Annotated in this window: 19 protein-coding genes; 10 read left to right on the top strand and 9 right to left on the bottom strand. The window is 59.6% G+C overall.

Annotated features, from left to right (window positions below; all coding sequences use genetic code 11):
• Positions 1-16: 16 nt before the first annotated feature.
• The 5 genes from mreC to GKZ67_RS14290 all read left to right on the top strand — a co-directional run bounded on the left by mreC (position 17) and on the right by GKZ67_RS14290 (position 8,744).
• Positions 17-1,051, top strand: coding sequence for a rod shape-determining protein MreC (mreC, locus tag GKZ67_RS14310; RefSeq protein WP_173243511.1), 1,035 nt, complete (start codon positions 17-19; stop codon positions 1,049-1,051).
• The gene (locus GKZ67_RS14305; RefSeq protein ID WP_254244842.1) at positions 1,048-1,575 is read left to right on the top strand and encodes a hypothetical protein; all 528 of its coding nucleotides are present in this window, start codon (positions 1,048-1,050) and stop codon (positions 1,573-1,575) included. The genes mreC and GKZ67_RS14305 overlap by 4 nt, the downstream gene beginning before the upstream one ends.
• Positions 1,576-1,692: 117 nt before the next feature.
• On the top strand, positions 1,693-6,030 hold the full coding sequence (locus GKZ67_RS14300; protein ID WP_173243508.1) for an MG2 domain-containing protein: 4,338 nt from the start codon (positions 1,693-1,695) through the stop codon (positions 6,028-6,030).
• On the top strand, positions 6,011-7,921 hold the full coding sequence (locus tag GKZ67_RS14295; RefSeq protein ID WP_173243505.1) for a hypothetical protein: 1,911 nt from the start codon (positions 6,011-6,013) through the stop codon (positions 7,919-7,921). Before GKZ67_RS14300 ends, GKZ67_RS14295 begins: the two co-directional genes overlap by 20 nt.
• A 169-nt stretch (positions 7,922-8,090) precedes the next feature.
• Positions 8,091-8,744, top strand: coding sequence for a hypothetical protein (locus GKZ67_RS14290; RefSeq protein ID WP_173243502.1), 654 nt, complete (start codon positions 8,091-8,093; stop codon positions 8,742-8,744).
• A 137-nt stretch (positions 8,745-8,881) separates the two neighbouring features.
• Here the strand turns inward: GKZ67_RS14290 and GKZ67_RS23695 are convergent, their stop codons facing one another.
• The 4 genes from GKZ67_RS23695 to GKZ67_RS14275 form a co-directional block, all read right to left on the bottom strand.
• Positions 8,882-9,694, bottom strand: a complete 813-nt coding sequence (locus GKZ67_RS23695; protein ID WP_254245253.1) for a glycoside hydrolase family 28 protein — start codon at positions 9,692-9,694, stop codon at positions 8,882-8,884.
• Positions 9,622-10,365, bottom strand: a complete 744-nt coding sequence (locus GKZ67_RS22670) for a glycosyl hydrolase family 28-related protein (RefSeq protein WP_217278602.1) — start codon at positions 10,363-10,365, stop codon at positions 9,622-9,624. The genes GKZ67_RS23695 and GKZ67_RS22670 overlap by 73 nt, the downstream gene beginning before the upstream one ends.
• Positions 10,366-10,547: 182 nt before the next feature.
• Entirely contained in the window at positions 10,548-10,868 is a 321-nt protein-coding gene (locus GKZ67_RS14280; RefSeq protein ID WP_173243496.1) for a 2Fe-2S iron-sulfur cluster-binding protein, read from the bottom strand.
• A gap of 92 nt (positions 10,869-10,960) precedes the next feature.
• Positions 10,961-11,977: an NAD(P)/FAD-dependent oxidoreductase gene (locus GKZ67_RS14275; RefSeq protein WP_173243493.1), complete on the bottom strand. Its 1,017-nt coding sequence runs from the start codon at positions 11,975-11,977 to the stop codon at positions 10,961-10,963.
• 630 nt (positions 11,978-12,607) lie between these two features.
• On the opposite strand from GKZ67_RS14275, the gene GKZ67_RS14270 reads away from it, so the two are divergent.
• The 5 genes from GKZ67_RS14270 (at position 12,608) to GKZ67_RS14250 (ending at position 19,350) form a co-directional block, all read left to right on the top strand.
• Positions 12,608-13,780 carry a glycosyltransferase family 4 protein gene (locus tag GKZ67_RS14270; RefSeq protein ID WP_173243490.1) on the top strand — a complete coding sequence of 391 codons (1,173 nt, stop codon included), beginning with the start codon at positions 12,608-12,610 and terminating at the stop codon, positions 13,778-13,780.
• Positions 13,781-14,352: 572 nt separating this feature from the next.
• Positions 14,353-14,931: a TonB-dependent receptor plug domain-containing protein gene (locus GKZ67_RS14265; RefSeq protein ID WP_254244841.1), complete on the top strand. Its 579-nt coding sequence runs from the start codon at positions 14,353-14,355 to the stop codon at positions 14,929-14,931.
• 8 nt (positions 14,932-14,939) lie between these two features.
• Positions 14,940-16,937 (top strand): TonB-dependent receptor domain-containing protein, encoded by a 1,998-nt coding sequence (locus tag GKZ67_RS14260; protein WP_173243484.1) that lies wholly within the window; start codon positions 14,940-14,942, stop codon positions 16,935-16,937.
• 47 nt (positions 16,938-16,984) lie between these two features.
• Complete coding sequence (locus GKZ67_RS14255; RefSeq protein ID WP_173243481.1) at positions 16,985-18,175, top strand: right-handed parallel beta-helix repeat-containing protein; 1,191 nt, start codon at positions 16,985-16,987, stop codon at positions 18,173-18,175.
• Between the two features lie 128 nt (positions 18,176-18,303).
• A complete protein-coding gene (locus GKZ67_RS14250; protein WP_173243478.1) occupies positions 18,304-19,350 on the top strand; it encodes a YncE family protein in 1,047 nt (348 codons plus the stop codon).
• 72 nt (positions 19,351-19,422) lie between these two features.
• Here the strand turns inward: GKZ67_RS14250 and GKZ67_RS14245 are convergent, their stop codons facing one another.
• The 5 genes from GKZ67_RS14245 to GKZ67_RS14225 form a co-directional block, all read right to left on the bottom strand.
• Complete coding sequence (locus GKZ67_RS14245) at positions 19,423-19,863, bottom strand: hypothetical protein (RefSeq protein WP_173243475.1); 441 nt, start codon at positions 19,861-19,863, stop codon at positions 19,423-19,425.
• 144 nt (positions 19,864-20,007) lie between these two features.
• Positions 20,008-23,196 (bottom strand): efflux RND transporter permease subunit, encoded by a 3,189-nt coding sequence (locus GKZ67_RS14240; protein ID WP_173243472.1) that lies wholly within the window; start codon positions 23,194-23,196, stop codon positions 20,008-20,010.
• The gene (locus GKZ67_RS14235) at positions 23,193-23,456 is read right to left on the bottom strand and encodes a hypothetical protein (RefSeq protein ID WP_173243469.1); all 264 of its coding nucleotides are present in this window, start codon (positions 23,454-23,456) and stop codon (positions 23,193-23,195) included. Before GKZ67_RS14235 ends, GKZ67_RS14240 begins: the two co-directional genes overlap by 4 nt.
• A gap of 2 nt (positions 23,457-23,458) precedes the next feature.
• A complete protein-coding gene (locus GKZ67_RS14230; protein WP_173243466.1) occupies positions 23,459-24,079 on the bottom strand; it encodes an HlyD family efflux transporter periplasmic adaptor subunit in 621 nt (206 codons plus the stop codon).
• 122 nt (positions 24,080-24,201) lie between these two features.
• Positions 24,202-25,518, bottom strand: a complete 1,317-nt coding sequence (locus GKZ67_RS14225; protein ID WP_173243464.1) for a TolC family protein — start codon at positions 25,516-25,518, stop codon at positions 24,202-24,204.
• Positions 25,519-25,799 lie beyond the last annotated feature (281 nt).

Here is a 25,799-nt window from a genome sequence, read left to right as displayed (position 1 = left end):
GTTCCTCATTTTCACCATGCGTAATCTTATCGCGTTTCTGCTGCGCTTCCAGGGAGTGATGCTCTTTGTGCTGCTGGAGGTGATGAGTCTTTTTCTGTTTGTTACCAATAGCTCGTATCATCGGGCCGCTTTTTTCAACTCGGCCAATGCGTACGCGGGCGTCGTGCTGGCGCGCCGCACGCAGGTGGCCGATTATTTCCGGCTCGATGAGCTGAACCGTCAGCTGCTGACCGACAATGCCCGGCTGCGCCAGCAGCTTTATCCGCCCGATTTTGCGCGCCGCGAGGCCGACTCGCTGCCGGTGCGGCGCGATACCCTGGGCCATATTATCTACCGGCACCTGCGGCCCGCGCTCAGCGAGGCCGCCGTGCCCGCGCTCGCCGGCAAAAGCAAGGAGGCCAAGGGGTTAAAGCCAAGAATAAGTAATTATCCTGATACCTTATTACTGGGCGCCGCCCAGGTGCCGACCCATGATGCCGCGTATCCGCTGGTGGCGGCCCGGGTTATCAACAATTCGTTGCGGGCCGTAGACAACTACCTGACGCTGAACGTAGGCGCGGCTGATGGGGTGCAGCCCGGCCTGGGCGTGATGAGTAGCAGCGGCGTGGTGGGCCAGGTAAAAGCGGTGAGCGCACACTACGCCACCGTGTTTTCGCTGCTGCACTCCAAAATGGCCATCGCCGCCAAAATAAAGCGCGACGGTACCTTTGGCAGTGTGAAATGGCCCGGCGATGACTTTACTTACGCGCTGCTCGACTACATTCCGCGCCAGAACCGCCTGGTGCGCGGCGACTCGGTGGTGACGTCGGGCTACAATGCCGTGTTTCCCGAAGGCGTGTTTATCGGTACCGTAGAGTCGTTTGTGAAGGAGCCGGACAAGAATTTCTGGACGGTGCGGGTGCGGCTGGGCGTCGATTTCAGCCGCCTTACCTACGTGTACGTGGTGCACAACCGCCCCCGCACCGAGCGCGACTCGCTCGAAGCCGCGGCTACCGCCCCCGAGCCGGCCCCCGTGAAGCCCGTCGTTAAGCCGAAAATACCGCGCCCATGAGTATGCTAGGCGTTGTGTTGCGGCAGCTGCTGCGCTTTGGGCTGTATGCCGGCGTGCAGGTCCTGATTATCGGGCAGCTGTCGCTGTTCGGGCTGGGCTGGTGCTTTCTTTACCTGGGCTATATCCTGTTTTTGCCCCTGCGCACGCCCATTGCGTTGCAGCTGCTACTGGGGTTTGCGATAGGCCTGACCATGGACATCAGCTACGACACGGGCGGGCTGCACGCGGCGGCGGCCGTGCTGCTGGCTTACCTGCGCCCCTGGGTGCTGCGCCTGCTTACCCCGCGCGACGGCTACGATGCCCAGGATACGGTGAATGTGCACCAGATGGGCTGGCAGTGGTTTATGGTGTACCTGCTGCTACTCGTGAGTATGCACCATGTGGTTTATTTCTTTCTCGAGCTGGGCTCGTTCCGGCATCCGCTGCTGGCCCTGGGCCGGGTGGGGGTCAGCATTCTGTTTACGAGTGTGGCGCTGCTGATAGTGCAGCTGCTGTTTTTCCCGGTGCGGCGCGGGCGCAGCTAGCTTCGGGGAGTAAGGCGGCGGCGTGTGCAGTTGGCATGGTTCCGGCATCTTTAGGGCATCAACCTCGGCCGTAAGCCTGCCCTTATGCGTATCTTCTTGCTTTGCTGTATTCTACTGATGACTGTGCTCCTTGCCGATTCGGCCGCACCGGGGCCGCCCTCGCCATTTGCCGCGCAGTGGAAAAAAATTGACGCCTTACTCAGCAAGGAGCAAACGGCCACGGCCGCGCCGCTGGTAGAAAAAATCTATCAGCAAGCCAAAAAGCAAGACGATGCCGCTGCTTATATTAGAGCTTTACTATATAAAATCCGGCTGCTCGAAGCCAGGGAGCAGGATGCCGACGAGAAGGCCATTGCGCTACTGGAACAAGATGTAAAAATGGCCCGGTTTCCCGCCCGTCCCATCTTGCATTCGCTGCTGGCGGGCTTGTATGCCGATTACTATACTCAGCACCGCTACCAGCTGTACGGGCGTACGGCCGGGGCCGCGCCCACCACCGACCAAAGCACCCCCGGCGCGGCTAACGGTGGCACCACCCTCGCCACCTGGGATGCCGGCCGGCTGGGCTCGGCCATTGTGCGGCACTACCAGCAGTCAGTAGAAGACGAGCCCCAGCGCCAGCTAAAAACCTCCCTGGCCAGCCTGGGCAACCTGGTCACGGGCGGCGATGCCGAGGGCCGCGCTCTGCGCCCCACGCTCTACGACCTGCTGGCCCAGCGGGCCATTGCGGGGCTGCAAAATCAGGAATGGTACATCACCAAACCCGAGCAGCAGTGGCAGCCCACCGACCCGCAGCTGCTTGGCAGCGCGCCGGAGTTTGCGGCCCTGCGGCTGACGGCCCCGGCGGCCGACTCGCTCAATGGGCCGCTGCACGCGTTGCAGCTGTTGCAGGCCCTCACGGCCGCCCGCCTCGCTGCCAATAATCCGGCCGCGCTGGCCGACGTGGACTTGCAGCGCCTCCATTACCTGCACGGCTTTACCCAAAACACTCCTTTGGCCGACCAGTATGAGCCAGCTCTACAGCGTTTGGCCGAAATGTATAAAGCCCTGCCTGCCAGTACGGAGTTTATGGCGCGGCGCGCCCAGGCGCGCCATGAAGCCGGCGATGAGGTAGCTGCTCTTACCCTCACGCACACGGCCGAAGCCCGGTTTCCGAAGTCGCGCGGCGCGGCGCGGGCCCGGCAGCTACGCGCCGCTATCGAGCAGCCCGAGCTAGCCTTTTCGGCGGCCGATGTGGTGGTGCCCGGCCAGCCCTGGCGGCTGGATGTGACGGTACGCAACGTGACGGAGCTGCACGCCTGGGCGTATCGCATCAGCGCTAAAGAATGGCAGCAAGGCCACTACGACCCCCAGAACCGTCCGCTCGCCAAGCGCTTCGCCCATGCTTTAGAAGCCGCTCCGGCCGCCACCTGGGCCGTGCCGCTGCCCGCGCACTCCTTCGACTACAAAGAGCAGAAGCTGGCGGCGGCCGGTGCGGCGCTGCCGGCTGGCTATTACCTCATCCTGCTTAGCAATAAGGCTCAGCTTCTAACCGACCAGGCTGCGACTTCAGCACCGGCTGGTACCGTAACGGCCTATGCCCTGCTGGGAGCCAGTCAGCTCAGTTTGGTATACCGCACAAACCCAGCCAGCGGCGCTACGGCGCTGCTGCTGGTAGACCGGGCCAGCGGAGTTCCGCTGGCGGGCGTTAAAAATCAGGCCACCTTCAACGTGTATAATCGCGCCAAGCAGCGCGACGACCGTCGCCTGGGCGACGTGCTGCCCACCGGCCCGACGGGCGAGGTAGAAATTCCGGCCCCGAATAAATCTACTGACGCGCTGGGCCGTGAGCAGCTGAGCAGCGTGCGCTCCTGGCTGGGCCGTGATACACTGCTGACCGCCCTAAATTCCTATTACTTCTCTGGTACTGAAAACGAGCCCAAGCCGCCGCAACGCCACACCTTCCTATTTACTGACCGTGCTATCTACCGGCCAGGACAAATAGTGTATTTCAAGGGGATTCTGACTGAGAGTCAGGCGGGTAAAGCACAGCTGTTAGCTAAAGAGCCGCAGGAGGTAGAGCTGGAAGATGTGAACGGCCAAACGCTGCAAAAACAAAGCTTCGTTACCAACGATTTTGGCTCGTTCAGCGGGTCATTTGTGCTGCCGGCCGGCTTGCTAAACGGGGAATTTACGCTGAGCGCTGACGACGGCGAGCTACGCTTCGCCGTGGAAGATTATAAGCGGCCGACCTTTTTGGTGGCGCTCGACTCGGTGCCCGGCCGGCCGCAGCTGGGCCAGCCGCTGAACGTGACCGGCCGTGCCCGCGCCTACGCCGGGCAGGCCACTGACGGCGCACAGGTGAGCTACCGAGTAACGCGCCGCGAGCTATGGCCGCTGTTTGAGTATGGCTTCGGCGGGCGAAGTATGTCTCAGCCCGGCCCACGCGGCGGTAACCAGGAGGTGGCCCACGGCACTACTTCGACCGATGGTGAGGGCCGCTTCGCTATCACCTTTACGCCGCCGCTGGTGCCTGTAGCGGCGGGTCACCCCAGTCGTATCTGGCAGGACTGGGAGCCGGGCTACGTATTTGAAATAACGGCCGACGTAACCGACGCGGCTGGCGAAACCCGCACCGGTACGCGCAATGTGCCCATCGGCCACAATCCGCTCAGCCTGCGCCTTACCGGCCCCGACGCGGCCGATAAACAGCGGTTGCCGGCTTTCACGCTGTTGAGCACCAATGCTACCGGCGAGCCGCTGCCTGCGGCGGGCACGTTGCGCCTGCTGGCCCGCCGCTACCGCCCCAACCCACCCGGCATGCCCGGCCCGGTGCCCGAAACAGCCGACAACGAGGCCGCGTCGGAGCTGGTTAAGACCCTGGCTTTCGACACTAAAAACAGCCCGGAGCTCGACCTGAAAGCTGCGCTGACGGCGCTGCCCACCGGCCGCTACCGCCTCGAAGCCCAGGCAGCTGGCGCTGATTCGGCGCGGGCGCTGCTTGATTTTACGCTCTATAACTCGCAGGCCGCTGCCGTGCCCTTTGCCACGCCCGATTGGTTTGTGTCGCTGCAAGACACTGTATTGCCCGGACAACCGGCCAGCATCTTACTGGGGAGCAGCGAGGCCGATGCCCATATACTTCTCGAAGTAGAGCGCGGCGGCGAACTGCTACACCACGAGTGGCTAACCCTGAAAGCCGGTGAGCAGCGCCGCCTGGCCCTCGGAAGTGGTTTCGCTGATGCGCGTGGCCCGCTCTATTTCCATACTACGCAGGTGCGCGACAACCACCTCTATCGCCACGATGCCGTGGTGCAGGTAGCTGAAAAACCTCAGTCACTACAACTGGCCATCAGTACCTTCCGCGACCGGCTGCAGCCGGGCCAGCGCGAAACCTGGCGCGTTACCATTCGCCAGGCCAACGGCAAAGCCGCCGATGCCGAGCTGCTGGCTACGCTCTATGACCAGAGCCTGGATGTATTTCGGTCGCATAGCTTTCAGGGGCTGGAGTTTGGGGGTAATTACTTCCCGGCGCGGTTTGGCCGGCAGGGCGTTTTTGGGCAAATGAGTTCTGATTTTTTCGCTACAGCAAATGATGGTGTGGAGCTGAAAGCAGTCGATTACCCTGAATTAAATAATTGGCAGCAACACTTAAATGAAGTGCCTGACCAAGAAGAACTGAGGCAGAAGAACGGTAGTAGTAGCAAAGTTGAGAGAGCTTTGCAGGGGAAAGTAGCTGGAGTGCAGATACAACGCGCGGTGCCTAGCGGTGGCCCCCGAATAGTGATTCGGGGACTTAGTTCTGGAGCGGCGGCTCCGATGTCTAAAATGGCAGGTAGTAATTCGTTGAGCGAGGTCGTAACGGTAGCTTATGGCGTTCAACAAAAACCTGCCTCCCCCGACCTAACTGCCATCCCCACCCGCAGCGATTTTCGCGAAACGGCCTTCTGGCAGCCTGCCCTGCGCACCGATAAAAACGGCGAAGTAGTGCTCGAATTTCAGATGCCCGAGGCCGTGACGCGCTGGCAGCTGCTGGCCCTGGCCCACGACAAAGGCCTGCATACCGGCCAGCTGGCCCGGCAGCTCGTTACCCAGAAAGAAATCCAGCTTACGCCCAACGCGCCGCGTTTTCTGCGGCCGGGCGACACTTTCACTTTCGCCGCCAAATTCTCGAACCTCACTGACTACGCCACCAGCGGCACGGCCCAGCTCTTTCTGCTCGATGCCGCTACGGGCCAGGATATTACCGGTCAGTTAGTGAAAAGCCCGGCCCAGCAGACCGTAGCAGCGGGCGCGCACCAGAGCGTCGCGCTGGGCTGGGAGCTAAGCCTGCCCGCCGACTTTGCGCCGGTGGCCGTGACCTATCGGGTAGTGGCCGAAAGCCAGTTAGCAGTGAACAGTGAGCAGTTAGCAGGTAAAAAGAGCCGCAAAACCAAGCATAAGGGTCCCCTCTCTTTTGGAGAGAGGCCGGGGTGAGGTTCTCCGATGGGAGGAAAACACCCTGCCGGTACTGCCCAATAAGATTCTCATCACCGAAAGCCTGCCGCTGCCAATCGTAGGGCCAGCCACCCGCGAGTTTGAGCTGAAGAAGCTGACCAGCACCAGCTCGCCTACCCGGCGCAACTACTCGCTCACGCTGGAAATGACTGCCAACCCCGCCTGGTATGCCATGCAGAGCCTGCCCTACCTCATGGAATACCCGTACGAGTGTTCCGAGCAAGTATTCAGCCGGCTCTATGCTAACCTGCTGGCGGCTCAGATTCTGAAGTCCAACCCGCGCTTCAAGGCTGTGCTGGCCGAGTGGACGCGCCAGGCTCGTAGCGGCACTGCCGCCCAGCAAAATGCCCTGGCCAGTAAGCTGGCCCAAAACCAGGAGCTGAAAAGCCTGCTCTTGCAGGAAACGCCCTGGGTGCGCGATGCGCAGGGCGAAGCCGAGCGCCTGGCCCGCCTCAGCACGCTCTTTGACGAAGCCCGGCTGCATGGCGAAACCGCCCGCGCCCTGGCCAGGCTACAAGCTATGCAACTGCCCGACGGCGCGTTTCCGTGGTTCGATAACATGCCCGCTGACCGCTACATCACCCAGCTGATTGTGGCCGGGTTCGGTAAATTAAAAAAGCTGAATGCGTTCGATGCCAGCCAGAACGAAATAGCGCGCACCATACTGCAAAATGCCCTGGCCTACCAGGACCGCGCCACTGCCGCCGAATACGTCGAGCTGCGCCGCGCCAAAGACTTTAAGCCCGAGCGCGATGAGCTGAGCCTGCTCGAAATTCAGGGGCTGTATGCCCGCAGCTTCTGGCCGGCCGGGTCACTGCCAGCGGGTGCGGGAGCTGCTTATACCTTTTATCGGCAGCAGGCGGCCCGCTACTGGCCGCGCCAAGCCCCGCTGCTGCAAGGGCAGCTGGCGCTGGCCCTGTACCGGCACGATGCGGCCAACCATACCAGCCAGGATATTATGCGGGCCCTTGCCGAAAACGCCCTGCACTCGCCCGCACTGGGTATGTACTGGAAAGACGTGATTGCCAGTACGTACTGGCAGGAGTCGCCCACCGAAACCCAGGCAACGCTTATCGAAGCCTTCGACGAAATCAAAAACGACCAGCAAGCGGTCGATGAGCTCAAGCTGTGGCTGCTCACGCAAAAGCAGACCCACAATTGGCCCAGCACCCGCGCCACCGCCGACGCCTGCTATGCTTTGCTGCTGCGCGGCTCCGACTGGCTGGCTGCCCCGCAGCCGTTGAAAATAAGCATGGGGGGCGAAATCATTCGGCCCGAAGCCAGCCAGGCCGGTACGGGCTACTTCAAAACCAGCTGGGCGGCCGCCGAGGTGCAGCCCAACCAGGGGAAAGTAACCGTCACCAAGCCCGACGCGGGCGTGGCCTGGGGCGCGCTCTACTGGCAGTATTTTGAGGATATTGATAAGGTAACGCCCGCTGCTACCCCGCTCAGCCTCGAGCGCCAGCTTTACCGCGAAACGCGCACGGCCGCTGGTCCGCAGCTCGAAAAAATCATGGCCACTACACCGCTCAAAGTGGGCGATGCCCTGGTGGTGCGCCTGGTGCTGCGTACCGACCGCGAGCTCGAATACGTGCACTTAAAGGACCAGCGCGCCGCCGGCCTCGAGCCAATTAATCAGCTCAGCGGCTACCAGTACCAAAATGGTCTGGGGTATTATGAAAGCCCCCGTGACGCAGCTACCAGCTTTTTTCTGAGCCTGGTACCGCGCGGCACCCACGTCTTTGAATATCGACTGCGGGCCAGTCAGGCTGGCGACTTTTCGGGTGGCCTCAGTCAGGTGCAGTGTATGTACGCGCCGGAATTTGGCGCTAACTCGGCCGGGCAGCGGCTCACTATTGCTCCGCTTTAGGGTGGGCAGGTGGGCGTTTGTGTAAAAAAATGATAACGATTGCAGGCTCGTGCCCCTTCCGCAAACAGGCATAACGGCGCCAAACCTAGCGGTTGTGCCCGGCAAGCCTGTTGCACGGGTGGGGTATCAAACGTATTTTTGTTCTTCTAAATTATTCAGTAAGTTATTGATGAGGAAGCTAGTTGTTTTAATTGCCTTATCGCTGACCACGTCAGCGGCCTGGGCGCAAGCTGAAAAGGCGACCGTTGTAACCAAGCTGCCCGGCGAAGAAAACCTCAGCACCCGCGAGCGGGCCGAGCGCGATTTCCTGATGCCGGTGCGCCGTAAAAAGGCCGAAGCGCTCTCCAAGCCCACGGCCTCGGCCGAGCAGCTGAGCACCGCCGCTCCCGAGTCGGACGCTACTGCTCACTACAACGAAGCCCCTACCGACCCGCGCACCGAGGAAGTCGCTTCGCCTGCTCACGAGTCGGCCAGCCACTCCCGGTCGCGGGCTTCCCGCCACGCCGCCTGGCTGGCGGCCCGCCGCGAGGAGCGCGCCGCCGAAGCTCGCGCCGAGCGCCGTGCCGAAGCCCGCCGGGCTGCCCGCCATAGCAGCCATAGTAGCCACAATAGCAAGAGCAAGCATCACAGTGCCGAAAAGTCCAGCTCGCATCACAGCAGCAAAAAATCTGCTTCTCATAAGAGTAAAAGCAAGAGCAAAAAGGAGTCTACCAGAAAGTCAGCTCACCACCATACCAGCGAGAAAAAGACCAAGACGAAAGCCAAGCACAAGTCGTCAGCAAGTAAGCATAAGTCGTCGGCTAAGCATAAGCACCGCCGCTAATTCATATATAAAAGCTATATTAAAAAAGGCCCGGCAATCTGCCGGGCCTTTTTTAATTTCTTGATTCGTCGTTCGTTACTCATTCTTCGTTATGCTGACGACGAAAAATGAATAACGAGTAACGAACGACGAATACGCTACTGCGCTATAGTGATATTTTTGGCAGCTGAGGCCGGGATGGCGGGCTGGTCGACGGTCGTCAGGCGCACATTCTTGAACTCGATGTTGCGAATATCGTCGGCTACTACCCCTTTGGTAGCTTCGATACTCACGTTGTCGAAGTGGATATCGTGGACCGGCTGCTGGGGCAGCCCCCGGAAAAACAGGGCCGTTTCGGCGCCTTTACAGGTGATGTCGCGCAGGAAGAAGTTCTGAAAATCAGGAACCTTGGTTGCCTCCGCAGGCATGCCGCTGCCCTTTGCCTTGCCGGCGGGCACGTCTTCGTAATACGTATCGAACAGCACAGCCTCGTGCAGAATGTTCGTCATGGCAATGTTATCGACGTAGATATCGCGCACCAGTCCGCCACGGCCAGCATTGCTCTTCACGCGCACGCCAATGTCGGTCCCCATAAAGTGGCAGTCCGTCACCCAGATATTGCGCATGCCGCCGTCGGTGTTGCTGCCCACCACGAAGCCGCCGTGGCCTTGCAGCACGGTGCAGTCGGCAATGAGGACATTAGTTAACGCCGGGTCGTCGGGTGCGTTATTACCGCTCGACTTCATGCAGATGCCGTCGTCGCCGGCACTCACGGTGCAGTGGTAGATAACTACGTTGTGGCTGGCGCTGATGTCGATGCCATCGCCGTTCTGAGCCCAGTAGTCGTTGTGCACCTGTACGTTGCGAATGATAAGGTTAGTGATACCCTTCGGGTTAATTACGAACATGGGCGAGTTGCGAAACGTCGGCCCGTCGAGCAGCAGGTTTTTGGTATTGGTAATAGCCACCATTTTGGGCCGCAGAAAGTCGCGGGCCGGCAGGTAGTCGGCTTCGGTGGCATCGGGCTTGTTTTTGAGCTTTTTGAGCAATGCCTCGCCGCCCATGGCCTCGCGGCTGGGCCACCAGATTTTGCCATCGGCGCTGAGCACGCCCCCGAGCGCACCACGCGGTCCCACTCGCCGGCCGAAACCTTGCCTTTCTTCAAGGGCCGCCACGCCTCGCCCGAGCCGTCGAACACGCCCGGCCCGGTGATGGCCACGTTTTCCAGCCTGGTGCCCCAGATGGGCGGCGTCACCTCATACTGGCCCCGGCCGGCCGCTTGCAGCGGGTAGTGCGTGCGGTCGGGCGTAAATAAGACCATTGTGCCGGCTTCGGTATGCAGGTCAATGTTGCTCCGCAGTTCAATGGGGCCGGTGAGCCACGTGCCGGCCGGCACCACTACGTGGCCGCCGCCCGCCTGGGCACACGCCGCAATGGCTTTGGCAAATGCCTCAGTATTCAGGGTTTTACCATCGGCTACCCCACCAAATTCCTTAATAGAAACTGTGTGGGCCGGAATAACCGGGTCGGGCACGGCCGGCATGGTAAAAGGCGCGTGCTGGGTGTACCAGGCTACGTCGTGAGCCGGCGTTTGGGCCAAGGCAGGTAAGGCGGCCAGCCAGAGCAGCGAAAAGAGTTTCATAAAGAGAGCGGAGGTAAGAATGTCAGCGGTAGGGCAATACAGCAATAGCCACGCCAGCCTTATGGCAACGATTGCAAGACGCGCCGCGCCGCATTTCGTCAGGCACCCAAGTCCGGATGCCTGACGAAATGCGACGCGGCGCATGCGTAACTAATGCTGGGTGCCTGGTTGTAAAGCGGCCGTCAGGCCGGCTCGGCCACGCGCACTACCAGCCCGTCGAGGTTGGGGGCCAGGCGAATCTGGCAGCTCAGGCGGCTGGTTTCGTGCAGCAGGGGCAGGGTATCGAGCATGGCCCACTCGTCGTCGCTGGGCTCGGGCAGGGGCGGACCAGCCAGAATCTCGACGTGGCAGGTGGCGCACAGCGCCATGCCGCCGCAGGTAGCCTGAATAGGATAATCGCTGGCTTTGAGCAATTCCATCAGGCTCAGGCCCATATCGGTGGGCGCAGGCAGCTCGCGCCGCTGGCCGGGCGCTTCCTCCACGTAAATGCGGATGTCACTCATAAAGAGGTTATGAGTCAAAAGCTAAAACCTAAAAGTTAAAATGAGGACGGTGCCCCAGCTTTTAACTCCCAACTCCTAACTTTTAACTTCCTTTAAAGGGATGGTGCCCCGTTGACGGTGGTGTACTTGAGCGTGTATTTCTTATCGGGGTAGATGTACTTGAACGCGCCCTGGCACATGAGCGCTGCCTCGTGGAAGCCGCACAGAATGAGCTTGAGCTTGCCGGGATAGGTGTTAATATCGCCAATGGCATATACTCCGGGCAGGGAGGTGCTATAATCCACGGTATTAACCACTACGGCGTCGTTGTCGAGGGCCAGTCCCCAGTCGCCGATGGGCCCGAGCTTGGGCGTGAGGCCAAAGAGCGGCACGAAGGCATCGAGCGGCACTGTTTCGGTGCGGCCATCGTTGCCGGTGATAGTAACCTGCTCCAGGTGGCCGTTGCCGTGCAGGTGCGTTACGTTGGAGCTGAGCACGAGCTTGATTTTGCCAGCTTCGTGCAGGTTTTTGACCTTTTCGGCCGAGTCGGCCGCACCGCGAAAAGTGGTGCCGCGATGCACGAGCGTCACATCGGCAGCCACGTTGGCCAGGAAGTTGGTCCAGTCGAGGGCCGAGTCGCCGCCGCCCGCAATCACGATTTTCTTATCCCGGAAGTGCTCGGGGTCGCGCACCATATAGTGCACGCCCTTCCCGCCCTCAAAGCGCTCAAGGTTTTCGACGGCCGGCTTGCGCGGCTCAAATGAACCCAGCCCGCCCGCAATGGCCACGGCCTTGCACTGAATCTCGGTGCCGTCGGTGGTGTAAAGCTGAAACGAGCCGTCGTCGAGCTTGGCGAAGCGCTCAACCCGCTCGCCCAGCGTGAAAGTGGGGTGGAAGGGCGCAATCTGCTTCAGCAGATTATCGACTAAATCGCCGGCCAGAATCTCAGGAAAGCCTGGAATGTCGTATATAGGTTTTTTTGGATATATCTCCGAAAGCTGCCCGCCCGGCTGGGGCAGCGCATCTACTACGTGGCAGCGCAGCTTCAGCAAGCCGGCTTCGAATACGGCAAACAGCCCCACGGGGCCCGCCCCGATGATGCAGATATCAGTGGAAATTACAGCAGACATTCAGGCAAAAAAACATTAATATTTAGAATGAGTACAAAGATACGGCCGGTCCGGCGCGGGATAAAACCCCGGGGCCGTCGCCAGGGCTAGCCGCCACTAAATAGCTTAAAAAACGTAACAGTGGGGTGTCGGGTAAGATTCTGAGGCAAAAGCGCTTTACTCCCAAGTTGTTTTAAACCGGGCATGGCTTTTCTCCTTTTTGGTAGCAGGCGCCGCTGCCTTTGGCCCGGCAGCAGGGAGCTGCGGCGCCGGGTATTTTTAAGGTAGCAGCGGGGCGATGAGTTAAACCAGTGGCCCTGGCCGGCGTCCATACCACAGCGGGCAGTCGCTGACAAACCAGCATTGCGGGAGTCTGCACAGCGGCCGGCTGAAGGCAAAATGAAGCATCCAACTGGCCGGTCTGAACATTAAGCAGGTCGTAACGCCGGTGGTCGATACAATACCGATGTTAGTCGATGAAACCCGTCTGGTTAATCAGAAACGGGCATAAGGCAGGCTAATTTGCTGATGATTTAAGACGCGAGCAAAGGCTGAGGGCACGGGCTACAGAGGAAATACAGCTTGTAAAACAGAGTGCCAGCCTGTTTTCGGTTGCCTTAGATGGTTGGTTGGCTAGTGAAAAAGGTTGCTATGAACGCTGTTGCTGCTACTGTCGAGCGTGCCGCTGTTTCCACCGGCGGGTTTGCGCTGTCGCTGCTGTGCCTGTCGAGAAGCTGGGGCGGCCTGGAGCTGAATACGGTGCGCTTTGCCGGGTGGATGCAGCAGCGGGGTTGGTCTGTGCAGCTCATTACCCTGCCCGATTCGCCCTTGGCGGCGCGGGCCCAGGAGCTAAATTTGCCGGTGGTGCTGCTGCGCAACCGCCTGAAAGCAGTAGATATAGTGGCCGCGCGGCAATTGGCCGAGGTGCTGCGCCACTTTGGCACCCAGTCGCTGATGGTGACGCGCAACGGCGACCTGGGCCTGGCGGTGCTCTGCAAAAAATGCTGGGTCCCCTCTCTGCGCCTGGTTTATCAGCAGCACATGCAGCTGGGAATAACCAAGCGCGGCCTCATCCATACGCTGCGCTACCGGGCCCTGGATGCGTGGCTGGCGCCCTTGCCAGGGCTGGCGCGGCAGGTGCTCACCAAAACCCGGCTGCCGGCCACCCGGCTGCACGTAGTGCCGCTGGGCATCGAGCTGAAAAAGTTTGCCTATTCGTCACTCACGCAGGCCGAAGCCCGCGCCCAGCTGGGTTTATCGCTCGCGCCGGGCACCGTGCTGCTCGGGCTGATTGGGCGCTTCGACCGGGGCAAGGGCCAGAAATTTGTGGTAAAGGCGTTGGCCCGCCTGCGCCAGCAGTATCCGCAGCTGCAGCTGCTACTGGTGGGCGAATCGACGTTGAACGAGGGCAACAGCTATAAAAACCGCGTGCTTGCCCGCATCAGGCGCCTGCGTCTGAGCCAGGTGGTACACGTGCGGCCCTTTACCCCGCAGCCCGAAGTAGCTTACCGCGCGCTTGATATTGCCCTGGTAGCTTCTACCAACGAAACCTACGGCATGGTGACCCTGGAGGCAATGGCTACCGGCCTGCCGGTGGTAGCCTGCGCCACCGGCGGCACCCTCGAGCTGGTAGAGGACGGCCAAACCGGCTTGCTTTTCCCGCTGCATAATGCGGAAGCGTTGAACGCGGCTATCGAGCGCCTGCTACTATCCCCGGACCTGGCGGCCCGGCTGGGCCGCCAGGCAAAAGCCCACGTGCTGGCCGGCTACTCGCATCAGCAGCAGTGCGCCCTGACGGAGCAGGTGCTGCTTGGGCTCGGCTAGCCCGCTGGCAGCCAGTAGTATAACGAAAGCCAACCCGGACAGCGAGAATAAGCGCTATGCAAATTGCCTGGCATTTGGCTGCAGAGGGTGACGGGAGCAGACTCCGGGCTAGTGGGCTGCCCCTGGTCCCCAATTCTTATTTAGCGCAGAGGTGAGGAACCCGCCAGGGCTTATTATTATACTCATATAAAAAATTATCATTTAAATAGCGAATTTAGTGATTATACGTTGAGTATAATATAATTGTGTAAAGGCTTTAATTAATATTAAAATAGTTAAATAAATATTTTTTATATTTTGAGTAAAAATTGATTTAATTTTGTGTATAACCTATTGTTAATTAGATTCATAGCATGTTCATAAGTTGTTAAACAAAGTAATCAGATGTTCATAATAAGGTAATCACTAACGCCTGTTCGTGAGGTGACCTTTGTGCTGGATTCAGTGCAAAAATTATGAAGTGGATAATGTTACTGGGGTTTGTTTGGCTAGCCTTTAGTAGTCAAGCTGCTACGATTAATGGTCGGGTAACGGGCGGGAAAGGAAACGACGCGCTGATTGGAGCTACCGTAATGGTACAGGGTACCAGCTTTAATGCTCCGGTAGACGCAAGCGGGCAGTATGAGATTCGCAATGTGCCAACCGGTAGTTACACAGTGCGGGCATCTTTTGTAGGCTATCGTGAGGAGAGTAAAGCAGTTGTTCTAACGAATGACAAGCAGACGATTACAATTGATTTCGCCCTGCAAGAGCAGTCGCAGAGCTTGGGCAACGTGTTGGTATCGGGTAAGATGAACCAGGAGGAAGAAAACGCTTCCCGCTTATCTGAAAGAACGGCCGATAATATTATTAATGTCATTTCATCCAAGGCAATTGAGCGTTCGCCAGACATCAACGCGGCTAATGTGCTCACGCGGGTTTCGGGCATTACTATTCAGCGCAGTGCGGGCAACGATGGGGCCTACGCCGTTATCCGGGGCATGGAGCCGCGCTATAACAACACGCTGGTTAACGGCATCAAAATACCCAGCCCGGATAGCAAAAACCGCTTCGTACCGCTGGATATCGTTCCATCCGACCTGCTTAAGCGAATTGAGGTCACCAAGTCGCTGGTACCCAGCATGGAGGGTGATGCCACCGGGGCACCGTAAACCTGGTAATGAAGGATGCGCCGGATACCACCCTGTTCCGGGCCACGGCCTCCATTGGGTACAGCCAGGTTTTCCTCGACCGAAAGTTTGAGTCGTTTTCGCAGGCCGATATTCAGGCCCAAAGCCCCAGTGGGCGCAACGGCGACCAGTACGTAGCCACTGAGGCCGACTTTTCCAGAAGCAACCTGAAGGTGGTGCCCAAGCAGGCCCCGCCGACCTACTTGGCCGGACTGACTTTCGGCCACCGCTACCTCCATAACCGGTTGGGGCTGCTGGTGGCGCTGAATACCCAGAACCAGTACTATGGCTCAGACGGCCAGTTTAATACCGTAGCCACAGACCCTCAGAATAAACCGTACCTGGTCGTTACGGAGGCTCCCCGCCACTTCTCGATTCACCAGGTAAACAGCGGGCTGGTGACGCACCTTGATTTCACTGTCAATGAGCGCAACAAGCTGTCTTTCGATAATCTGCTGCTGCGCTCCACGTATACGCAGACGCAGACTGCTATCGATACCAGCCTGACGGACCAGCGTAGAGGGCCGGGCACCGGCACCATAAACACGATTACCCGCACGTTTGCAACGCAGCAAATCCTGGAAAATGCCAAGCTCTCGGGCCGCCACGAGCTTGCCAGCCGCCTGTTGTTCGATTGGGCGGGGGTAGTATCGGTAGCTACCAGCAGCACCCCGGATGATGCAAACCTGGACACCGATTTCCTGCTTTCGCCCACGGCCGACCACAGGATTGTCCGGACCCCCGATTACGTCAACTCGATAACCCGCTACTGGCAGCACAACCGTGACCGGGACTATAGCGGGCTCGCCAACTTGGCGTACCAGACCACGCTGCTCGACCATGCGTTAGAGCTGAAAGCCGGGGGCTTATACCGCTCGAAAGACCGGTATAACATGCTGGACGAATACGACCTGAAAGGGGCGCAGAATGCCGACGGTACCAAGCAGGTATTTACGGGAATCGACAACTCACACTTTGTCGTCTACACCCCCCTCGGTACGGCGGCGGCGGATGCTGCGAACTATACCGCCTTCGAAAAAATAGCGGCCGGTTACGTGCAGGCCAAATGGGAGCTGGGGCCGCTGCAGGTGTTGACGGGGGTGCGCATAGAGAATACGCAGCAAGGGTTTCATACCCGACAGATTTCGACCGTTTCCACGCTGCCTACCGACGTTGCGGTCAGCTACCAGGACCTGCTGCCCAGCGTCAATCTAAAGTATGGGCTGAGCGAGCGGCAGAATCTGCGCTTCTCGTACTTCAGCTCTATCAACCGGCCCAACTACTACGAGCTGGTTCCCTTCAACGACCCCCGCACGGGTACCGTCGGCAATCCGCTGTTGCGACGCGCTACCGCCGACAACCTGGACCTGCGCTACGAAATCTATCCTACTGCCGAAGACTTCTTTACCGTCGGGGTTTTCTACAAGCGCATTGTCGATGCTATCGAGCTGAAGTACGCCGGCTTCGGCGGCGGGCAGCTGTTCCGGAAGCCACAGAACAATGCTTCGCCTGTTACCAACGCGGGCTTTGAGGCGACTTTCACCAAGTATGTTCAACACTTCGGCTTGTCGGGTAACTATACCTACACCCACTCAGTGCTGACTGATAGTAAGGTATTTAACGACCCAACTACGGGTACTTCCTACCTGGTAGCCCAGACCCGGCCGCTCCAGAGCCAGGCCGACCACATTGTCAACCTCTCGCTGCTGTTCCGCGACAAGGCCACGGGCTTTTACACCCAGCTTTCCTACCAGTATACGGGCCGCATTCTACAGCTCGTGGATTACAACTTCGATTACTACCAGCAGCCGCTCTCCTCGCTGGCCCTGTCGGTAGATAAAGACATTACCCGTCACTTTACTGCCTTTGCCAAGCTCAATAACCTGCTGAATACCAAGACGACCTACACGGTAAACCAGTCCGACCTGATTCTGCAGCAGGACGCCTACAAAGCCACCTACCTGCTGGGCGTACGATACGCCCTCTAAGTCCAGCCTACTTCTAACTTCCACATTTTTCTTACCACATTTTTCGAATGTCAAACTCCTTCACCCGTGCTCTTGGTGGCCTGGCGTTAGGCCTGCTGGCCTTGACCTCCTGTAAAAAAACGGAGAGCTTAAGCATTACGGCTGCACCCCAGCCTTCGTCTCACCCGATTACCTCCACTACGCTTTCGGGTAACCTGAAGGGCACCCTGCTCTCATCGGTAGGTACCTACACAATGTCGGGCGACGTACACGTAGCACTAAAAGATACCCTCTATGTGCAGAAGGGCGTTACGATTAACGTTACGAACAACTCGGCATTCTTCGTTGACGGCAACCTGATTGTGGAAGGCACGGCCGCCAGCCCGGTCACGTTCACGTCGCCTTTGAACAAAAAAGGCTCTTGGGGTGGCTTTCAGTGCGACAGCGCGCAGTCGGTCAGCATCAAGTGGGCGCACATCAACTACGCGGGTGGTCCGAACGCCACGGGCTCGCCCCGTGGTACTATTCGTATCGCGCCCAAATCGCCCAAGCAGCACATTAAGGTTACCATTCAGGACTCCTGGCTTTTGTCAGGCACAGATGATGGTATATCGCTCTTCGGCGGTGGGGTTGTTGTAGACATTCAGCGCAACACGATTGGCGACGAGGGTACTACCGACGGGGATGCCATCAACCTGAAGAGTGGCGCAACCGGCGTGGTGGCTTACAACGTGCTGTGGAATGGCGCTGGTACGGCCATCAAGCTCGAAACCAGCCCCACAGTTCTGTATCCGCAGACCAACGTGACGGTAAACAACAACACCATCGTTGCGAGTGGCTACCGCCGCGGCGCCGGCGAGCCTGGCCGGGCCATCTCAGCTGATAAATTTGCCCAGGGTGCTATTTTTAACAACCTGATTGTTAATGATTACTACGGTCTCGACATCAATCCGGTGGCCGATGTAAAGAACGTCATCTACGGCTATAACTACTTCTATACGGCGGTTGACTCGACCCGCAAGAATTTCTATCCGGCTGGCTCCATTGGCAAGCCGCAGCCTACGGATATCATCTCGACGAGCAAGACGGATAAAGACCCCATGTTCGTGAAGCTATCGGCTACGACGGACCCCAGCCAGGGCGTAGATCCCAACGACTATCACCTGCAAGCCGGCTCGCCGGCTAAAGGCAAGGGTAACCCGACCTACAACAACGACATCGGCGCCTATACCAGCGACGACAAAGGCAACAAGCACTAATTCATCAGCTTATCTTTAAGCTAAGAAGGCCCATGCATCCTGTATGGGCTTTCTTATAACCGTTCTTCAGCTTCTCTACAGAGTTGAGGCTCACCTTAGTCTAAAATTTCCTTTCCTATTCTGAACGCATGAAATATCTCCTGCTCGCCGCTCCGCTGGCGCTCAGCCTTGCCAGTGGCGCTGCCCTGGGCCAAACTGCCCCGGCCGCCGCTGGCCATGCCCCGTATCGTCTGCTCAATACCATTACTATTGGTGGTGAGGGCGGCTGGGATTACCTGAACGTGGACCCCGCCGGCAAGCGCCTGTACCTCTCGCACGGCACCCAGGTGGACGTGGTAGACCTGGCCACGCGCAAGGTTATTGGCACTATCGCCAATACGCCCGGCGTACACGGCATTGATGTGGTGCCAAGCGCGAACCGTGGCTACATCACCTGCGGCCGCAATAATACCTGCGTGGTATTTGACCTCACTACCTTCAAGACCATCGGCGAGCCCATTCCGACCGGGCCCAAGCCCGATGCCTTGCTCTACGACGCCTTTTCCAAGCGGGTGTTCCTGTTTAGCAATGCGGGCGGCAAAACCACCGTGCTCAACGGCACCACCGGCGCAGTAGAAGGTACCGCCGAGCTGGAGGGTGATATCGAAGCCCCGGCCACCGATGGCAAAGGCCACATCTTCGCCAACGTCGAGAATAAGAGCGAGGTGATTGAGTTCGACGCCAAAACCCTGGCGGTGCGCCTGCGCCACAAGCTGGCCCCCGGCGAAGAGCCCACCGGCCTGGGCTTCGACCCCAAAAACAACCGGCTGTTCAGCGCCTGCCACAACGAGAAACTCATTGTCACCGACAGCAAAACCGGCAAGCAAATCGCTGTGCTGCCCATCGGTGCCGGTGTTGACGGGGCCGTATTCGACCCATCCACCCAAAATATTGTGACCTCCAACGGTTCGGGCACGTTCACCGTCATTCACCAGGACTCGCCCACCAAATACACCGTGGTAGCCAATATGCCCACTGCCCGCGGGGCTCGCACCATTGCCCTTGACCCCGTTTCGCACCACATCTTCACCTGCACGGCCGATTACGGTCCTGCGCCGGCCGCCACTACCGAAAACCCGCACCCACGGCCCAGCATCGTGCCCGGCACGTTCCGGGTGCTGGAGTATGGCAAATAAACGATAGTGATTTTGAACAAAGCCCTTCGGTGTACAACACCGAAGGGCTTTGTTCATTGCTGCCGGTGGAGGCTACTTCTTGGCCATCGTGCCGTCGGCGTTGAATACTACATCCTGCTTTTTACCACCTTTGCTGACCTCGGCCTCGTAGGTAGTGGTGCCGCTTGCTGCCACGATGGTGGCCGCTTCGTTGATTTTGTAGGCTTTATACTCGCGGGCCAGCCGGGCGCGCACAGGGGCCGGAAGCTGGCTCGGCAACATGTCCGTTTCGGTTTCCACCAGCTCGCCGCCGGGGGTAATCACGGCCGACATCGTTTTACCATTGAGCTTGAAGCCGGCTTCGTATTTGTCGCCTTCTTTTTCCCAGGTGTTCGATTTTACGGTAGAGAACTTGGCCTTGAAGGTGGCTTTGGCCGCGGCCGGAACCTGAGCGGGCTTCAGCACCTGGGCATGAGCAAACGCGGGGGCCGCCATTATTAAAGCGGCCGCCAGCAGAACCTGATTCGTAAGCATAAGCAGGATTTTAAATGAAAGTATACGCTAAGCTATGTGCTGATGCTGAGGTTCTTCTGTAGAAACTGACTGCTGGGTTAGTCATTTCGCGAAGACCGGAAAAGCTTCCCACCGTGCTTTGCACCGGAGCGGCAGGCGGGCGCGCTAGCCGCGCTCCGCCAGCTCTTGGGCGGCGTTGCGACGATGATAAATCAGGCGCATGCCCGTGGGCAGCACAAACAGCAGCATGGGCAGCGCCACCAGAAAGCCGCCGATAACGGCTACGGCCAGCGGCTGTTGCATCTGGGCCCCCAGCCCGATACCCAGCGCTAGCGGCGAGAGCGCCAGAATAGCCCCGATAGCCGTCATCAGCTTGGGCCGGATGCGCAGGGCAATGGCGTAGCGAATGGCCGTGTCCACGTCGCCGGTTTCGCGCAGCGAGTCGTAGAACTGATGCACCGTAAATATAGCGTTTTCTGCGATTATGCCCACTATCATGATGATGCCCGTGTAGCTGCTCACGTTGAGCGGAATACCGGCAAAAAACAAGCCCAGCAGGCAGCCCGTGATACCCATCACCGAGATAAAGAGCACAAGCACGGCTATCAGCCACTCGCGAAACAGAAAGAGCAGCACCGCGAACACCAGCAGGCTGGCCGTGAGCAAAATCAGCTCCAGCTCACGAAACGACGACTGCTGCTCGGCATAGGCCCCGCCGTATACGATGGTATAGCCCGGCGGCAGGGTTATCTGCCGGCTCACCTGCTGCCGGATGGCCTGCACGGCCGAGCCCAGGTCGCGCCCATCGAGGCGGGCGGTGAGCACAGCCACCGACTTCAGGTCTTCGCGCCGCAGCTCCACGTTGCCGGGCTCCACGTCGATAGTTGCGAAGAAGGGGAGGGGCCGGGGGCTGCCGCTGGGCAGGAAGATAACCTGCTTTTGCAGCTGGGCCAGGCTGTTCTGATTGAAGTCAACGAAGCGCAGCAGCACCTGGCGCATCTGCTCTCCATCCTGCACCTGGCCCACCTGTATGCCACCCAGCGAGCCCGCCTGGGCCGGTGAAATGCTGGCCTGGGTTGTGCCGTTGCCCAGTATCTGGCCGCCCACCAGGTTGCTGAGCTGGGCCTGAAAGTCGAGCGGGGTGAGGCCGTAGAGCGCGAGCTTGGCCACATCGGGCCGGAAGACGATGCTGGGCCCCGAGGGCACCAGGCCGTCGTTGATGTCGGCCACGCCGGGCACTTTCGCCAGCACTTTGCCCGTTTGCTCCGAGAGCTTTTCGAGGGTAGCCTGGTCGTCGCCGAAGAGCTTGATTTCAATAGGCTTGGACGAGCTCATCAAATCGCCGAGCAGGTCGGAGATGCGCTGGCCGAAGTCTACCGTCAGCGCCGGCTGGGTAGCCTCAATACGCTGGCGCAGCTGGGCAATAACCTCGGGCGTGCTCAGCTTGTGGTCGCGTTTCAGCTGAATGGAGTAGTCGCCGTACTCGGGCGGCCGGGTATCGAAGGCCAGCCCGATGCCGGTGCGCCGCGAATAGCTTTCAATTTCGGGGTGCTTGGTAATAATATCGCGCTCTACCTGGCGCAGCATGCGGTCGGTTTCGGCCTGGCTGGTGCCGGGCGGGGCATGGTAGTCGAGCACAATGGTACCCTCGTCGAGGTCGGGCAGGAAGCCGGTTTCGAGGCGGCCGGCTGCCAGGTAGGCGCCTGCCCCCAGCCCCAGCAGTAGCAGCAACGCCAGCAGCGGCCGGGCAAACAGATTGGTGAGCCAGCTGAGCTTATCGGCCTGCTCCTGGGCCGCGTTGTGGGCGTGGGCGTTTTTGCCCGCCCGGTAGCCGATAAACAGGTGCAGCACCGGCAGCAGCAGCCAGGTTACCAGAAACGAGCAGACCATGGTAATCTGCATGGTGTCTGATAGTTCCTTGAAGAAGCTGCCGGCCAGGCCGCTCATCAGCCGGAACGGAAAGTGGATGACGATGGTGCTCAGCGACGACGCCACCATCGCCGGAAACAGCCCGTGAATGGCCTCCCGCACCACGCGCGAGTTGCTATAGTCCGGGTTTTCCTCATGGCCCCGGTATATCTGCTCAATGATGACGATGGCATCGTCGATAATCAGCCCCACCGACGCTGCGATGGCGCCCAGCGACATAATATCCAGGGTAATGCCAAACAGGTAGAGCACCAGCAGCGTGAAGCAGACCGTAACCGGAATGGTGAGCAGCACTGCCAGGCTGGCCCGCCACGAGCGCAGAAACACTATCATGACCAGAATAGCCAGGGCCAGTCCTTCAACAATGCTGTGGATAACGCTGCCAATGCTGTCGCTCACGAATACCGACTGGTCGTAGTAGGGCTTCAGGGTCATGCCCGGCGGCAGCAGCCGGCGCAGCTCAGCCGCCTTGGCGTGGGCATCGCGGGCAAAGGTGGTGAGGTCAACGCCCTGCTGCTTCACCAGGTCGATGAGCACCGCATCGTGGCCGTTGGCATTGATGATGACGAATTCCTGCTGCTCCTGAATATCCACGGTCGCCACGTCCTGCACCCGCACCACCCGGCCCGAGTCGGCGCGGATAACCACGTGCTTCAGGTCATCGACCGAGCCCAGGCGGGTGTCGGCCAGGGTGAGGTAGAGGCGGCGGAAGCTGGCCAGGTTGCCGGCCGACTGCACAAAGTTGGTCGCCACAAAGGCAGCTTGCAGCTGGGCCGAAGTGACGCGCTGCCCGGCCAGCCGGGCAGGGTCCGGAATGACCACAAACTGCTTGGCCTTGCCACCGCGCACCACCACGTTAGAAGCCCCGGATACCTGCGAAAATAAGGGTCGGGCCAGCAGGTTAGCCGCGTCGCGCAGGGCAATGGGCGAACGTGAGCTGCTTTCCAGGGAGTAGCCCAGCACCGGGAAAAGCGACTGGTTCATGGCCTCGGTGGCGATGGTGACGCCCGCCGGCAGCAGGCCTTTTATCTCATTTACCCGGCTTTCGAGCTGCGATTTGGTGCTGTACACATCCACGTTCCAGTTCAGAAACACCTGAATCACGCACGAGCCCCGGCTGGTGCTGCTCTTCACCACCGTTACGCCTTTTACCCGCTTCACAGCGGCTTCCAGCGGCTTGGTCACGGTTATCATCATGCGGTCGATGGGCTGCTGGCCGGCATCGGCGATGAGTGTAATCTTTGGGAAGGTAACTTCCGGAAACAGCGCCGTTTGCATTCGCGAATACGCAAACAGGCCCACGGCCAGCAAGAGCAGGCCTACCAGCAGAATGGGCTTGCGGTAGGTCTGGAAATAGGTAGCGTCGGCGGGGCCGGCCGCAGCCGGCGCGGGTGGCGCTGGGGTAGCAGTGACGGGCTCGCTCATCGTACCAGCTTCACTTTAGCCGTGTCGGCCAGGCCGTAGTTGCCCACGCTCAGAATGCGGTCATTCGGGTTAAACGTCGGGCTCTTGATTTCAAGCTGACCGGGCTGCTGCACCCCCAGCACCACCGGGACTTTTACCGCAGTCGAGTCGTTGACCAGCTTCATCACCCAGAAATTATGCAGTGTTTCATCGGCCAGCACGCAGGCCGTGGGCAGGGTTTGGGCATTGGGCCGCTTGGTCTGGGTGAGGCGCACCTGCACAATCAGGTTTTCGGGATAACGCCCGGCGGGTTGCTGGGCCGTACCAGGAATACTTCTGACTGGCCGGGGCTGACGCTGGCCAGCGGGGCCTGCACCGTGCCCGTGAGGTGCGTGCTGTCGGGCAGGATGATGGTGCAGGTGGGCTGACCCACGGCCAGCGAGTGGTACTCGTAGGGCAGGTTCAGCTGAAACACAAGCTGGCTGCTTTCGGCTACGGTACACAAAGGAGTACCTTCGAGTAAGTAATCGCCCGATTGCTGAATGTTGAGCAGGCTTACGATGCCGCTGGCCGGGGCCGTTACCGCTACCAGACCGAAGCCCTTGAGCGAAGGGTCGATGCGCTGCACCGAGCCGCCGAGGGCCCGGCGCTCCTTGGTTTCGAGGGTGAACAGCACCTGGCCCGCCGTTACGCGGTCGCCCAGTCGCACCTTTACGCCCGTAACGTAGGCCGCCACGGGGGCCGTAACGGTGCTTTTGCGCGGGTAGGTCGAAGTAGCCGGGAAGGTGCGGTACTGCGTCAGGTTTTGGGTGCTGACCTGCACTGCCTGCACCTGGGCGCGGGGTGGGGGGCCGGCCGCTTCATCATCGGGGGCCGCCCCGCCGTGGCAGGCGCCGAGAAGCACCGCCGAAAGTCCGCAAAGCACACAAAAACGAAGTCGGGATAACATAGGCAGAGGGCTGACCGGCAGGTTTCGGCAGCCTGAGCACGCGCGCCATAGCGCGCAGCTCATGGCCCCCGAAAAAGCTACCACGTCCAGTAGTTGTAAGCGTTTATGAGCAGCAGGCGGTTGTTTTCCAGCAGTACCAGGTCGCGGGTAGCCACCGCGTAATTTTTAAGTACCTGCACGTAGTTTACCACCGAAAGCTGCCCGGCAATAACTTCCCGCTTGTACGAGTCGAGCACCTGCCGGTAGCTGGCAATCTGCTCACGGGCCAGCCGCTGGCGCTGCTCCAGGGCCCGCAGCTCATAAAGCAGGCGCTCTTGCCGCACGGGGTTAACGATGGCAAAGTTCTGACGATACGCGCGGGTGGTTTCGAGCAGCACATTGGTGCGGTCGCGGCTCAGCTGGCGCTGGTGTCCATCAAACAGAAACATGCTGAAGCTCAGGCCTGCGCTCACGCCAAACCGCTGCGGTATGTCGGCAAATGACACCGCCTCGAGGCCGCCGTTGGCGAAGGCATTGACTACCGGCCGGTAGCGCAGCTCAAACACCTGCTGGTTGGCGGCCAGCGTCAGGCTGTCGAGGCGGTAGCGCTGCACAAAGTTCGACAAGCCGGCCGGCCCCCGCTGCCGCAGGGGCAGGTTGGGCGGGGCCAGCTGCACTTCGGTGGTGTCGCCCAGTCCGCAGAGCACGTTCAGGTCGAGCAGGTCGCGGTGATAAGCCGTTCGGTAGGTGTTGAGAAACAGCTGCTGGGTTTCTACCTCAATGCTAAGCAGGGCATAGTCCGACTGCTTTAGCAGGCTGGCTTCCACGAGCTTGCGCACCAGCAGGCGCTGCCGGTCCAGAATATCGAGCAGCTCACGGATATAGGTGAGCTGGTCCAGGTCCTGCCGGCACAGAATGTACTGGTCGCCCACCAGCTTCTCCAGGTCGTGTAGGGAGAGGCGCGAGAGGTTCTGCTGGCTCAGTGTCAGGCCCTGGGCCTGCTGGGCAAAAGCCTCAAACCGCTTTTGATTGAAGAGCGGCTGGGTAAGTTGAGCGTAGCCTTGGTAAAGCGCCCCGTTGCTGAGCGCCACGTCGTAGCCAACATATTTCGTGCTATTCGCATCGACCGAGTAGCGAAGCGCCGGGTGGCCATTATCGAGCGACAATACGGGCACCGCCGTGTAATTAGCAACCAGGGTGCCTTGCGCCTTGGTATAAAAAGCACGCAGCCGCTCGGTTTCGAGCTGAATGGCCCGGCCCTGGTTTTGCACATCGCGGCTCAGCGGGCTGTTTTGCTGAGCCTGGGTTAAATAAAACGCCAGGTCACGCACCGGGCCGGCGGGTGCCCCTGGCTGCCCCAGCCCCACCCGCGTCAGGCCCAGGCATAACAGATAAACTAGTGCTACTATGCGCATAAACACGGGAATGCGAAGCTGGCCTTGCGTGCAAATAAGAAGCAAGCTAGTCGACAATTTGGGGGTAATTCTGAAGCGCCTATGCCGGTGTAGCGTGGGTTTACAACCCGGCCTACCGCAAGCGCCAGCCGGCCGGGCTACCGGCCCCGACCAAATGAACTCAGAATTGAGCCGGAGCTTTGACAGTTGAACTTACTGGCTTCGCCTGCTAACGTCCAGCCAAGCTACTGGTTACGACACCGGCAGGATGGAGAGGAAAAAAAGGGATTATAATATTATAT

This window comes from Hymenobacter sp. BRD67 (genome assembly GCF_013256425.1).
Taxonomy (GTDB): Bacteria; Bacteroidota; Bacteroidia; order Cytophagales; family Hymenobacteraceae; genus Hymenobacter.
Note: the sequence above shows the minus strand (reverse complement) of the source record. Positions and strands in the feature narration are given on the sequence as shown.